General features: G+C 63.4%; 11 protein-coding genes and 1 other RNA gene. 6 read left to right on the top strand and 6 right to left on the bottom strand.

Going from position 1 to position 12596, the window contains the following annotated elements; all coding sequences use genetic code 11:
* Both dnaX and ffs read right to left on the bottom strand, forming a co-directional pair.
* On the bottom strand, positions 1–1254 hold a 1254-nt coding region (gene dnaX, locus DXT59_RS08065), incomplete at its 3' end, for a DNA polymerase III subunit gamma/tau (RefSeq protein ID WP_240324443.1).
* Between the two features lie 111 nt (positions 1255–1365).
* An RNA gene (ffs, locus tag DXT59_RS08060) (signal recognition particle sRNA small type) lies at positions 1366–1464 on the bottom strand.
* 368 nt (positions 1465–1832) lie between these two features.
* Between ffs and trxA the strand changes: the two genes are divergently transcribed.
* From trxA to DXT59_RS08030, 6 genes are all read left to right on the top strand, one after another.
* Positions 1833–2159, top strand: a complete 327-nt coding sequence (trxA, locus tag DXT59_RS08055; RefSeq protein ID WP_102647006.1) for a thioredoxin TrxA — start codon at positions 1833–1835, stop codon at positions 2157–2159.
* Between the two features lie 186 nt (positions 2160–2345).
* Positions 2346–3608: a transcription termination factor Rho gene (gene rho, locus DXT59_RS08050; protein ID WP_116136381.1), complete on the top strand. Its 1263-nt coding sequence runs from the start codon at positions 2346–2348 to the stop codon at positions 3606–3608.
* 55 nt (positions 3609–3663) lie between these two features.
* Positions 3664–4497 carry a M90 family metallopeptidase gene (locus DXT59_RS08045; protein ID WP_116136380.1) on the top strand — a complete coding sequence of 278 codons (834 nt, stop codon included), beginning with the start codon at positions 3664–3666 and terminating at the stop codon, positions 4495–4497.
* 152 nt (positions 4498–4649) lie between these two features.
* Positions 4650–4913 carry a type B 50S ribosomal protein L31 gene (locus DXT59_RS08040; protein WP_116136379.1) on the top strand — a complete coding sequence of 88 codons (264 nt, stop codon included), beginning with the start codon at positions 4650–4652 and terminating at the stop codon, positions 4911–4913.
* Between the two features lie 237 nt (positions 4914–5150).
* On the top strand, positions 5151–6911 hold the full coding sequence (locus DXT59_RS08035) for an ArnT family glycosyltransferase (protein ID WP_116136398.1): 1761 nt from the start codon (positions 5151–5153) through the stop codon (positions 6909–6911).
* Between the two features lie 13 nt (positions 6912–6924).
* Complete coding sequence (locus tag DXT59_RS08030) at positions 6925–8289, top strand: MATE family efflux transporter (protein ID WP_116136378.1); 1365 nt, start codon at positions 6925–6927, stop codon at positions 8287–8289.
* Positions 8290–8295: 6 nt separating this feature from the next.
* Here the strand turns inward: DXT59_RS08030 and DXT59_RS08025 are convergent, their stop codons facing one another.
* The 4 genes from DXT59_RS08025 to DXT59_RS08010 all read right to left on the bottom strand — a co-directional run bounded on the left by DXT59_RS08025 (position 8296) and on the right by DXT59_RS08010 (position 12449).
* Positions 8296–8730, bottom strand: coding sequence for a carboxymuconolactone decarboxylase family protein (locus tag DXT59_RS08025; protein WP_116136377.1), 435 nt, complete (start codon positions 8728–8730; stop codon positions 8296–8298).
* On the bottom strand, positions 8655–9113 hold the full coding sequence (locus tag DXT59_RS08020) for a MerR family transcriptional regulator (RefSeq protein ID WP_420823371.1): 459 nt from the start codon (positions 9111–9113) through the stop codon (positions 8655–8657). The genes DXT59_RS08025 and DXT59_RS08020 overlap by 76 nt, the downstream gene beginning before the upstream one ends.
* Positions 9114–9258: 145 nt before the next feature.
* Positions 9259–11856 (bottom strand): ATP-dependent chaperone ClpB, encoded by a 2598-nt coding sequence (gene clpB / locus DXT59_RS08015; protein WP_116136375.1) that lies wholly within the window; start codon positions 11854–11856, stop codon positions 9259–9261.
* A 101-nt stretch (positions 11857–11957) separates the two neighbouring features.
* The gene (locus DXT59_RS08010) at positions 11958–12449 is read right to left on the bottom strand and encodes an Rrf2 family transcriptional regulator (RefSeq protein WP_116136374.1); all 492 of its coding nucleotides are present in this window, start codon (positions 12447–12449) and stop codon (positions 11958–11960) included.
* Positions 12450–12596 lie beyond the last annotated feature (147 nt).

Raw genomic sequence — 12596 nt, 5'->3', positions numbered from 1 at the left:
CGGCGCCGCGGACGGCACCGGCGTCGAACGCGGAGCCGCCGCGCTCGGCACCGCGCCGCGGCCCGCCTGAGCGACGACGGCAGCACCGCGCGCACCCGCCGCGCCGGTGGACGCGCCGGGACCACCCGTGCGTTTCGGCGCGGGTCCGGCGGGTCCCGATCCCGGCGGCAATGCCGGTTCGAACGCGAGCATGCGCAGCAGGGTCATCGTAAAGCCCGCGTATTCGTCGGGCGCGAGGCCGAGTTCGGCGCGCCCCAGCGTGGCGATCTGATAGAACAGTTGCACTTGCTCGGGCGTCAGCATCTGCGCGAACCGGCGCAGGTCGCCCGCCTCGGGCCACTCGTCGAGCACCGAGGCCGGGGCGAACTGCGCCCAAGCCACGCGATGCAGCAGACTCGCCAAATCTTGCAGCGCCGTCGAAAACGACAAGCTGCGCACGGCCATTTCGTCGGCGATCGACAACACGAGCGGACCATCGCCGGCGGCGATCGCATCGAGCAAACGAATCAGATAGCTCTGATCGAGCGCACCGAGCATGCCGCGCACGGCCTCCTCGGTCACGTCATTGGCCGAGTAGGCGATCGCCTGGTCGGTCAGCGACAGCGCGTCGCGCATACTGCCCTCTGCCGCTCGCGCGAGAAGGCGCAAGGCCTGCGGTTCGAACACGATTTGCTCGGCCGCCAGAATCTTTTCCAGATGCCCGACGATATGGCCGGCCGGCATCTGCTTCAAGTTGAACTGCAGGCAGCGCGAGAGCACCGTGACGGGAATCTTTTGCGGATCGGTCGTCGCGAGGATGAACTTGATATGCGGCGGCGGCTCCTCCAGCGTCTTCAACATCGCGTTGAAGGCATGGTTCGTCAGCATGTGCACTTCGTCGATCATGTAGACCTTGAAGCGCGCGTCGACGGGCGCATAAACGGCGCGCTCGAGCAGCGCGGCCATTTCATCGACGCCGCGGTTACTGGCCGCATCCATTTCGACGTAATCGACGAAACGTCCTTCGTCGATTTCGCGGCACGCGCGGCACACGCCGCACGGCTTCGCCGTGATGCCGGTTTCGCAATTGAGCGCTTTTGCGAAGATGCGGGAAAGCGTCGTCTTGCCCACGCCGCGCGTTCCCGTAAAGAGATACGCGTGATGCAGACGCGCGCCGTCGAGCGCGTGCGTGAGCGCGCGCACGACGTGTTCTTGTCCGACGAGCGAAGCGAAATCCCTCGGTCGCCACTTGCGTGCGAGAACTTGATAGGTCATCGCGAAATTGTATCAGCAACGCCGCGGCGCCAATGCAACTGCGCGCGTTCGCGAAGTGAAAGTACAGCGAAGCAAAGCGGGAAGAGAAAGGAAAGCTGAAGACAAGCGGAAGGTGACGAGCCCGACCCTCGGCACTGGTGGAAAACGGCTGTGGCTGCTTCGTTCCCGACCTGACCAGGTTGACCGCCCCTCCATGCGAGGAGGCCCGTCACGTCGCATTCTATCACCGCTTCGAGGCGCTCGCGCAATTTGTTTCGCAGCGCACCATCGGCGCGCTAGCGCGCCGACCTGCCGAACGCGGCATGGCCTAGCGGCGGCGACGCTTGTGCGGCAACGCTCGCGTGGAGACTATCGCCTCGCACGAGACATAGCAATTTGGGCTAATATGACAGATAGGCGACCCGCAACTCGAGCGAGCCGTGGATCGGCTCCCCTCACGCGCTGTTCTTGCGAGGCCGGCGCCGCGTCCGTGTCCGGCTCATCCGGCTAGCCGCGCGCGTTCGGAACGATTTCCGGTTTTAGTGTATCGTGGCGGGCAATTTCAGACGCGGGCCTCGAACCCGAAGAGGTACTTTTACATGAGCGAACAAATCAAGCACATCAGCGACGCATCGTTCGAACAGGACGTCGTGAAATCCGACAAGCCCGTGCTTCTCGATTTTTGGGCCGAGTGGTGCGGTCCGTGCAAAATGATTGCCCCGATTCTCGACGAAGTCGCGAAGGATTACGGCGACCGTCTCCAGATCGCGAAGATCAATGTCGACGAGCACCAATCGACGCCCGCCAAGTTCGGCGTGCGCGGCATCCCGACGCTGATTCTGTTCAAGAACGGAGCCGTGGCGGCGCAGAAGGTCGGCGCTTTGTCGAAATCGCAATTGACCGCGTTCCTCGACAGCCATCTGTGATAGACCGGCCGGGCCTGTTGCAACATGACAACAGGCCCGGCCTGCGGCACCGAGCCCAATAGAGCCGCGCGCCGCGTGTGCTATGCTAGAATCATAAGACTTCAAGACGTATAAGTCTCTGAGCGGTTCCGCTCAATTCTCCTCCCACATTTCTTTTCGTCGCACCTTCCCCGGCGGGATTTCCGTATGCATTTATCCGAGCTTAAGTCTCTGCACGTGTCTCAATTGATCGAGATGGCGAACGGCCTCGAGATCGAAAGCGCGAACCGTTTGCGCAAGCAAGAGCTGATGTTCGCCATCCTGAAGAAGCGCGCCAAAACCGGCGAGACCATTTTCGGCGACGGCACGCTCGAAGTGCTGCCCGACGGCTTCGGCTTCCTGCGCTCGCCCGAAATGTCGTACCTCGCGAGCACGGACGACATCTACATCAGCCCCTCGCAAATCCGTCGCTTCAATTTGCATACGGGCGATACGATCGAAGGCGAAGTGCGCACGCCGAAAGACGGCGAGCGCTACTTCGCGCTGGTCAAGGTCGATAAGGTCAACGGACAGCCGCCCGAGGCCTCGAAACATAAGATCATGTTCGAGAACCTCACGCCGCTGCATCCGAACAAGCCGCTGCTGCTCGAGCGCGAAATGCGCGGCGAGGAAAATGTGACGGGCCGCATCATCGATATGATCGCCCCGATCGGCAAAGGCCAGCGCGGCTTGCTCGTCGCCTCGCCGAAGTCCGGTAAGACGGTCATGCTTCAGCACATCGCGCACGCGATCAAGCAGAACCATCCGGACGTCGTGCTGTTCGTGCTGCTCATCGACGAACGCCCCGAGGAAGTGACCGAAATGCAGCGTTCGGTGGCGGGCGAAGTCATCGCCTCCACGTTCGACGAACCGGCCACGCGTCACGTGCAAGTGGCCGAGATGGTCATCGAAAAGGCGAAGCGTCTCGTCGAGATGAAGCAAGACGTCGTCATTCTGCTCGATTCGATCACGCGTCTCGCGCGCGCCTACAACACGGTCATCCCGGCTTCGGGCAAGGTGCTGACGGGCGGTGTCGACGCGAACGCGCTGCAACGTCCGAAGCGCTTCTTCGGCGCCGCGCGCAACATCGAGGAAGGCGGCTCGCTGACGATCATCGGTACGGCGCTCATCGAAACGGGCAGCCGGATGGACGACGTCATCTACGAAGAGTTCAAGGGCACGGGCAATATGGAAGTGCACCTCGAGCGCCGCCTCGCCGAGAAGCGCGTCTACCCCTCGATCAACCTGAACAAGTCGGGCACGCGCCGCGAAGAATTGCTGATCAAGCCCGAAATCCTCCAAAAGATTTGGGTGCTGCGCAAATTCATTCACGACATGGATGAGGTCGAGGCCATGGAGTTCTTGCTCGACAAGATCCGGCAAACGAAGAGCAATTCCGAGTTCTTCGATTTGATGCGCCGCGGCGGCTAAGGCGTCGCGCCGCCTTCTTCGAACGATGAAGGCGGCAACCTCGATTGCCCTCCCAATGCTCTCCAAGCTCACGCGCTGGTTCGATGCGCGCCGCCGCGAGCGCGCGTTGCGCGAGCACGCCATCGACGATGCGCTATGGCAGGCAACGCTCGAGGGCCTGCCGTTTCTCGGCTATCTCGATGCAGGCGATCTTACCCGCCTGCGCGAGATGACGAGTCTGTTCCTCGCTCGGAAGCAATTCTCGACCGCGCACGAACTCGAATTGACCGACACGATGATGGTCGGCATTGCAGTGCAAGCGTGTCTGCCGGTTCTCAATTTAAGTCTCGATCTCTATCGCGGGTGGGTGGGCATTACCGTCTATCCGGGCGAGTTCGTCATTCGCAAGACCGTCGAGGACGAGGACGGCGTGGTCCACGAAGTCGAGCACGACGCGAGCGGCGAAGCTTGGGAAGGCGGTCCCGTGATTTTGTCTTGGGAAGACGCGCAACTCACCGATGGCCAAGACGCGTACAACGTCGTCATCCACGAATTCGCGCACAAGATCGACATGCTGACGGGCGAAACGGACGGCCACCCGCCCCTCTTTCGGCGCTGGCATGCACCGCTCGACGCGCAAGCATGGGCGGACGTATTCGACCATGCCTACGATCGCTTCTGCCGCACGGTCGATGCCGTCCCGCACCGCCGCTGGTCGCGCTTCGAACGCGAATCGCTGATCGACCCCTATGCGGCCGACCATCCGTCCGAGTTCTTCGCCGTCTGCAGCGAGGCGCTATTCGTCCAGCCGCAGGCGTTCGAACAGGCGTATCCCGAACTGTACCGGCTGCTTGCGCGCTACTACCGTCAAGATCCCGCCCGCACGGGCGTACTGGCGCGGCACGAATAATTCGTCAACCAACTGATTTTCTGGCATAATTGCCGTTTTTCGACCTTAGGCAAGTGGCTCGCGCCTTAGGCATGCCGTACGTTCGTTCTTTACGGGGCGATTTGCGCGGCAGTGCAGCGTGGGTTGGCTACCGCCAGACTAAAGGAATTACCATGAAAGAAGGCATTCACCCCGATTACCGCGAAGTCGTTTTCCACGATCTGTCGAACGGCTTCATGTTCGTGACGCGCTCGACGATCCAAACGCGTGAAACGATCGAGCACAACGGCAAGACCTACCCGCTCGCCAAGATCGAAGTCTCGTCCGAATCGCACCCGTTCTACACGGGCCAGCAAAAGATCATGGACACGGCAGGCCGCGTCGAGAAGTTCAACAAGAAGTTCGGTGCGCGCGCAGCCGGCAAGGCAGCGAAGTAAACGTACGGCGCAACCGCTGCGCCCGGCCGTTATGCCGGAGCGAACCGAAGGGCAGCAATATGCTGCCCTTTTTTACGTCATGGGCAGCCTTTCGCTGCCCATTTTCGTTGGTGCTGAGGCACAGATCCGCTGCGTTGCATGGCGGTCGCGGCGGCGCGCGACTACAATGCCGGATCGCGCGCGTCCCGCCGCCCGCCTTATAAGCATGACAACCGCCTTCCGAGACCCGCAGCCTGCATGAGACCCGTCGTTCGCCTTACCGCATCCGCCACCCGCGCGCTTCCGCGCTGGCTGTTGCTTACGCTTTGCATCGTCTACGCCGCGTTCGGCCTGTTCGGCCGCGACCCGTGGAAGAACGAAGATGCGGCGGGCTTCGGCGTCATGTGGACAATGGCCGGCGGCAATACGCACGATTGGCTCCTGCCGAACCTCGTCGGCAAGTTCATCACCGATGACGGCCCGTTCGGCTACTGGCTCGGCGCGATCTCGATCCGCGCGCTCGCGCCGTGGGTCGACGCCTCGAACGCCTCTCGGCTCGCCACGGGCCTGCTCTTTTGCGCAACCTGCGCGTTCGTTTGGTACGCGGCATATCTGCTCGGCCGTCGCGCGGAGGTTCAGCCGTTCAAATACGCGTTCGGCGGCGAACCGGAGCCGCGCGATTATGGGCGCACGCTAGCCGACGGCGCCCTGCTCATTCTCGTCGCTTGCTTCGGACTCGCCGAGCGCGGGCACGAGGCCACCCCGCAACTGTCGCAGGTCATGGCCGTCTCGATGCTCGTCTACGGGCTCGTGCGCGGCGCGGAAAAGCCGTTGCAGGGCGCGCTCTGGTGGGCGCTGGCGCTGGGGCTTCTCGCCCTGTCGGGCAACCCGCTGCTCGTCATCGCGTTGCTCGCGAGCACGCTGGCGATGATCGTGTTCGTGCGGGAGCTGCGCTCGATTTGGCTATTGGCGGTCGGGCTGCCGCTTGCGCTCGCGTTCTCGGTTGCGTGGCCGCTCGTCATCTTGCATGCCTACCCGGACGATGCTCGCTGGTTCGTGGAGCAATGGATCAACGGCAGCATCAATCGCTTCTCGGCGCCGCCCGGCCATGTCTGGCTTTACGCGTTTAAGAATCTCCCGCTCTTCACTTGGCCCGCCTGGCCGCTTGCCCTCTGGGCCTGGGTGAGTTGGGGCGGACTGCGCCGCAAGCCGCACGTGGCGATCCCCGTGTCGGTCGCGTTGCCGCTGCTGGTTCTTGCGGTGCTGCAAAGCCATCAAACGAACCGGCTTTATATCCTGCTGCTGCCGCCGCTAGCGACACTGGCCGCGTTCGCGCTGCCGACGCTCAAGCGCGGTGCCATCAACGCCATCGATTGGTTCGCGGTACTGAGCTTTTCGATTCTCAGCATCTTCGTTTGGCTCGTTTGGCTCGCGGCGCAAACCGGTTTTCCGCATCCGCTGGCGCGCAATCTCGCGCGGCTCGTGCCCGGCTTCGTCCCGCAGTTCAACGTGCTCGCGTTCGCGTGCGCGATCGCGGCGACGGTGTGCTGGCTCGCACTCGTACGCTGGCGCATCGCTCGGCACCCGAAGGTACTCTGGCGCAGCGTCGTGCTGTCGAGCGCCGGCACGACGCTGATGTGGGTGCTGTTGATGACGCTCTGGTTGCCGATGGTGAACTACAGCCGGACGTATCGAGACGTCGCGCTGCAGATCGCCGAACACTTGCCCGACGACTACACGTGCATCTCCCCCGTGCGGCTCGGCGACGCGCAACTGGCCTCGTTCGCCTACTTCGCCGACATGCAGTTCTCGTTCAATCAGGACTGCGACGTGCTACTACGGCAAGATACCGCCGACTTCAGCGCGCCGAGTCCGATGCTCAACTACGCTTGGAAGCTCGTCTGGGAAGGCCGGCGCGCAGCGGACCGCGACGAATTGTTCCGCCTGTACGTGCGCGTCGACCGGCCCGTGCCGAAAGTGGAGCGGCATCGACGCCCTATTCGCCCACGCCGCTCCTAGCTTAGCGCCGCCCATGTTCGCCGATATCCGTAAAATCGCCGGTCTTGCTTGGCCGGTCCTGATCGGCCAATTGGCCGTGATCGCCTTCGGCGTGATGGACACGGTGATGGTCGGCCGCTTCTCGGCCGTCGATTTGGCGGCGCTCGGCCTCGGCTCATCCGTCTATATCTCGGTATTCGTCGGTCTGACCGGCGTCGTGCTCGCCCTGCAACCGATCGCCGCGCAACTGTACGGCGCGGGGCGTTATGCCGAGATCGGCGAGGAAGTCCGTCAAGCGCTGTGGCTGTCGGCAGCCCTCGCGGTGCTCGGCTTCGCCGTCATGTTCTTTCCGGGGCCGCTGCTGGCCATCTCCAAAGTGCCGCCCGCGCTGCACGAACGCACCGAAAGCTATCTGCGCATCGCCGCGCTCGGCTTGCCCGCGAGTCTCGTCTTTCGCGTCTATACCTCGCTCGCCAACGGCATCGGCAAGCCGCGCTTGGTCATGATCTTGCAAGTCGCCGCGCTGCTGCTCAAGATCCCGCTGAACCTGTGGTTCATCTTCGGCGGCTTCGGCGTGCCCGCCCTGGGCGGCCCGGGCTGCGCGCTGGCCAGTACCGTCATCAACTTCACGTTCGCCGCCATCGGCATGACGCTGCTCGGCAAGCTCGACTTTTTCGCGCAATTCGAGATCTTCAAGCACTTCTGCTGGCCCGAACGCAGGCGCCAAATCGCCCTGCTCAAGCTCGGCGTACCGATGGGGCTTTCGTACCTGATCGAGGTGACCTCGTACACGTTCATGGCGCTGTTCATCGCGCGCTTCGGCACGACGACGCTCGCCGGCCATCAAATCACGGGCAATCTCGGCGCCGTGCTCTATATGACGCCGATGTCGATCGGCATCGCGACATCGACGCTCGTTGCGCAAGCGCTCGGCGCGCATCGCGAGCAAGACGCCCGCACGCTGGCGTTGCACGGCATCGTTATGGCGTGTGCGATCGGGTTGGCCTACGCCACGATCGCCTTCGCGCTGCGGCCGGCGATTCTGGCCGGCTATACGACGAATGCGGCCGTCATCGCAGCCGCGATGCCGTTGCTGCCGATCATGCTCGCCTATCACATCTTCGATACCTTCCAGACGGTCACGGCGTTCGTGCTGCGCGCCTATAAGGTCGCGGTCGTGCCCACCGTCATCTACGCGCTCGCACTATGGGGCGTGGGCCTCGGCGGCGGTTATGCGCTCGGATTCGACGTGGGCGGCGCGATTCCGTCCTGGCTGACGGGTGCGCGGGGGTTCTGGGCGGCGAGCGCCGCCAGCTTGGCCGTGGCCGGAGGCGGCCTGTTCATCCATTGGCGCACGATCAGCGCGCGCCGGCTCGGCGAGGCGCCGGCCGCGCGCTAGCGTGATTTACGCGGCGATGGCCGAGTGGGCCGCGTCGCGCGCGGCGAATACCTCGCGTGCGGCGAACAGCGCGTTCAGCGCAGCCGGGAAGCCGGCATACAGGGCCATCTGCATGAACACCTCGACGATCTCCTCGCGGGTGCAGCCGACGTTCAGGGCCCCTTCGATGTGGACCTTCAATTGCGGCTGAGCATTGCCGAGGGCCGCGAGCGCGGCGATCGTCGCGATCTCGCGCGACTTCAAGTCGAGGCCCGGGCGGCTATAGATATCGCCGAAGCCGAATTCGATCAAAAGCCGGCCGAAGTCCGGCGCGATGTCGGCCAAGGACGCCACCACGCGCTCGCCGACTTCGCCGTCGACTTCTTTCAGTTTTTCCCATCCGCGCGTGTAGCGGACGTTCTGGGCGTTGTGCTCGTTGCGTGCGTTCGTGTCGATTGCCATGGTCGTTCCTTTGACGATTGAGGGTGGTTCTTCTCATCCGTCATGTCGCTCAGCATCGCATCGTAGTCGAGGATCTTTTGCTCGATCGCGGCGAGGTTCGCTTGCCACTGCCGCAACTCGGCTCGCACAGCGTCGCGATGCTCGAGCAGCAGCGCGCGCCGCTCTCCGGCCGTAGCCGGGCCCTCGGCTCGGAGCCGGGCAATCGCCTGGATACCGGCGATCGGCATACCCGTGGCCTTGAGCCGCATCACCAAGCGCAGCCATTCGATATCGGCCGGCGAATACAGCCGGTGTCCCGCCTGCGAGCGCGACACGGGCCGGATCAATCCGGCTTGTTCGTAGTAGCGCAGCGTGTGCGTCGAAACGCCAAGTGCTTCAGCCATTCGACCGATGGTAAGTGCTTCCGACATGACGACCTCAACGTTAAGACTTCGAGCACACTCTAAGTCAAGCGCATTCGCACCGGGTAAAAAAAATGGCCGAGCGCATCAACGCTCGGCCATGGCAGGCGGCTCGGCTATCGCGCAATCAATGCACGACGCGCTCGAACACCAGCTTGCCGCCCTCCACTTCCACGGGGATCACGTCCTTCGGCCCGAAGCGTCCCGCGAGAATCAGCTTGGCGACCGGATTCTCGATTTCTTGCTGGATGGCGCGCTTGAGCGGGCGGGCGCCGAACAGCGGATCGTAACCGACCTTCGCGATCTGTTCGAGCGCGGCGTCCGATACCAGCAACTGCATGTCGAGCTTCGCGAGCCGTTCGTGCAGACGCTCCAGTTGGATCTTGGCGATCGACTCGATATTGCTTCGATCGAGCGAATGGAACACCACGACCTCGTCGATCCGGTTCAAGAACTCCGGCCGGAAGTGCTCCTTGACTTCAGACCACACCGCCTCGCGCACCGCTTCCTGCGGCTCGCCCGCCATCGATTGAATCATCTGCGAACCGAGATTCGACGTCATCACGATGACCGTGTTCTTGAAGTCGACCGTGCGCCCTTGTCCATCGGTCATACGGCCGTCGTCGAGCACTTGCAGCAGCACGTTGAAGACGTCGGGATGCGCCTTCTCGATTTCGTCGAGCAAGATCACGCTGTACGGCTTGCGGCGCACCGCTTCCGTCAAATAGCCGCCTTCCTCGTAGCCGATATAGCCCGGCGGCGCGCCGATGAGCCGCGCGACGCTATGCTTTTCCATGAACTCGCTCATGTCGATCCGGATCAGGTGCTCCTCGGAATCGAACAGGAACGAGGCCAGCGCCTTGCACAACTCGGTCTTGCCGACGCCCGTCGGCCCGAGGAACAAGAACGAGCCGTAGGGCCGGTTCGGATCGGCAAGGCCGGCGCGCGAGCGACGGATCGCGTCGGCCACCGCCGAGATCGCTTCGTCCTGGCCCACCACGCGTTCGTGCAGCTTCCCTTCGATTTGCAGCAGCTTCTCACGCTCGCCTTGCATCATCCGCGACACGGGGATGCCCGTCGCCCGCGAAACGACCTCCGCGATCTCTTCGGCACCGACCTGCGTACGCAGCAGACGCGGCTGCGTCGGATTGTTCTGCTCCTTCGCTTCGGCCTGCGTCACCTGCCTCAAGCGCGCCTCCAGTTCGGGCAGCTTGCCGTACTGCAACTCGGCCACCTTCTCGAGCTTGCCCTCGCGTTGCAGGCGCGCGATCTCGGCCCGCGTCTTTTCGATCTCTTCCTTCAGTTGCGCGCTGCCTTGGACGGCCGCTTTTTCGGCCGTCCAAATCTCTTCGAGGTCGGAATACTCACGGTTCAACCGCTCGATTTCCTCCTCGATCAGTTGCAGCCGCTTTTGCGACGCCTCGTCCTTTTCCTTCCTCACCGCTTCGCGCTCGATCTTCAGTTGGATCAAGCGGCGATCGAGCCGGTCCATTTCCTCGGGCTTGGAATCGATCTCCATCTTGATTTTCGACGCGGCCTCGTCGATTAGATCGATGGCCTTGTCGGGCAAAAAGCGGTCGGTGATATAGCGATGCGAGAGTTCGGCCGCGGCGACGATCGCCGGATCGGTGATCTCGACGCCATGGTGCAACTCGTATTTTTCCTGCAGGCCGCGCAAAATTGCGATCGTCGCCTCGACCGACGGCTCGTCCACGAGCACTTTCTGGAAGCGCCGTTCGAGCGCCGCGTCCTTTTCGATGTACTTGCGGTACTCGTCGAGCGTCGTGGCGCCGATGCAGTGGAGTTCGCCGCGCGCAAGGGCCGGCTTGAGCATATTGCCGGCGTCCATCGCCCCTTCGGCCTTGCCCGCGCCGACCATCGTGTGGATTTCGTCGATGAAGACGATCGTCTGGCCTTCGTCGCGCGCGATGTCCTGCAAGACGGCCTTCAGGCGCTCCTCGAATTCCCCGCGATACTTGGCGCCCGCGAGCAGCCCCGCCATGTCGAGCGACAGAACACGCTTGCTCTTCAGCGATTCGGGCACTTCCCCGTTCACGATGCGCTGCGCGAGCCCTTCGACGATCGCGGTCTTGCCGACACCGGGTTCGCCGATCAGCACGGGGTTGTTCTTCGTGCGGCGTTGCAGAATTTGGATCGAACGGCGGATTTCGTCGTCGCGGCCGATCACAGGGTCGAGCTTGCCCGCCCGCGCGCGTTCGGTCAGGTCGATCGTGTACTTCTTCAGCGCCTCGCGCTGGCTCTCCGCGTCGGCGCTATGCACCTGCGCGCCGCCGCGCACGGCCGCGATCGCGGACTCGAGCGACTTGCGGGCGAGGCCGTACTGCCGCGCGAGCCGCCCCGCCTCGCCCTTATCGTCGGCCACGGCCAGTAGGAACATTTCGCTCGCGATGAACGTATCGTTCAGTTGCTGAGCTTCCTTGTCGGCCTGATTGAGCAAGCCGTTCAACTCGCGGCTGATCTGCACGTTCCCGTCGGTGCCTTGCACCTGCGGCAAACGCCCGATCGCCTCGTTCAAGGCGGTTTGCAGGGCCTGCACATGCACGCCGGCGCGCGACAGCAGCGAGCGCGCCGAGCCGTCCTGCTGCGCGACGAGCGCCGCTAGGACGTGGACGGGTTCGATGTATTGTTGCCCACGCCCCACGGCAAGGCTTTGGGCATCGGCGAGCGCTTCTTGGAATTTGGTGGTGAGCTTGTCGATTCTCATGAAGAGACCTCCAATTTTGACTATCACCAAAATGAGGTGCGCTTGGCTCGTTTCAAGCGCTTTTTTTGCCCCACCGCATCCGGTTTGCGCGCTCGGCCACCCTATGTCGCGGCAATCGGCACCACCGGCCGCCCGCTCGCGCCCCGGGCGGCGGCCAGACCGAGCAGCTCGGCCAGCGGCGCGGCGGGCTCCGCGAGCTCGCCCAGCGTGTACCGGTCGAGTTCCGCAAGGAACGCGCCGCGAGCTGCCTCGAAAACGTGCTTGAGGCGGCACTGCGGCTCGATGACGCACTGCCGCTGCTCGGCGCCGTCATGTCGAAAGCAACCGACGAGAGCGAAATCGGTCTCGGTGCCGCGCACCACCTCGCCGATCGTCAAACTCAGCGAGCGCGCATTGAGCCGCAGGCCACCGTGCCGCCCGCGCACCGTCTCGATCCACCCCAATTCTCCAAGCCGCTGGACGACTTTCATGAGATGGTTCTTCGAAATGCCATAGGCCTCCGATATGTCGTGGATGGTCGTTAGGCCCTCGTCGCGAACGGCCAGGAACAGCAGCACGCGCAACGCGTAATCGGTGTAATCGGTCAGTCTCATGGGCAGGCTACGGCTGAATGAGGGCCCGGTGCGAGGCGGCGGGACGCAACGCGCCCCGCGGCAAAACCGCACCGCGCGAAGGGTTGTATGGGCGGCGGCTTGACCATAACATGCATCGACCGCACAAGTAATATCGTGCGCTTGCTA

The sequence above is a fragment of the Trinickia diaoshuihuensis genome, from assembly GCF_003390925.1.
Lineage (GTDB): Bacteria > Pseudomonadota > Gammaproteobacteria > Burkholderiales > Burkholderiaceae > Trinickia > Trinickia diaoshuihuensis.
This window is presented reverse-complemented; position numbering and strand designations above follow the sequence as displayed.

Bases quoted from the DNA above. Each gene is read 5' to 3' on its own strand.
- DXT59_RS08040 (WP_116136379.1), top strand. From the start codon at position 4,650: ATGAAAGAAGGCATTCACCCCGATTACCGCGAAGTCGTTTTCCACGAT.
- DXT59_RS08045 (WP_116136380.1), top strand. From the start codon at position 3,664: ATGCTCTCCAAGCTCACGCGCTGGTTCGATGCGCGCCGCCGCGAGCGC.
- DXT59_RS08030 (WP_116136378.1), top strand. From the start codon at position 6,925: ATGTTCGCCGATATCCGTAAAATCGCCGGTCTTGCTTGGCCGGTCCTG.
- trxA (WP_102647006.1), top strand. From the start codon at position 1,833: ATGAGCGAACAAATCAAGCACATCAGCGACGCATCGTTCGAACAGGAC.
- clpB (WP_116136375.1), bottom strand. From the start codon at position 11,856: ATGAGAATCGACAAGCTCACCACCAAATTCCAAGAAGCGCTCGCCGAT.
- DXT59_RS08020 (WP_420823371.1), bottom strand. From the start codon at position 9,113: ATGGCTGAAGCACTTGGCGTTTCGACGCACACGCTGCGCTACTACGAA.
- DXT59_RS08025 (WP_116136377.1), bottom strand. From the start codon at position 8,730: ATGGCAATCGACACGAACGCACGCAACGAGCACAACGCCCAGAACGTC.
- DXT59_RS08010 (WP_116136374.1), bottom strand. From the start codon at position 12,449: ATGAGACTGACCGATTACACCGATTACGCGTTGCGCGTGCTGCTGTTC.
- rho (WP_116136381.1), top strand. From the start codon at position 2,346: ATGCATTTATCCGAGCTTAAGTCTCTGCACGTGTCTCAATTGATCGAG.
- DXT59_RS08035 (WP_116136398.1), top strand. From the start codon at position 5,151: ATGAGACCCGTCGTTCGCCTTACCGCATCCGCCACCCGCGCGCTTCCG.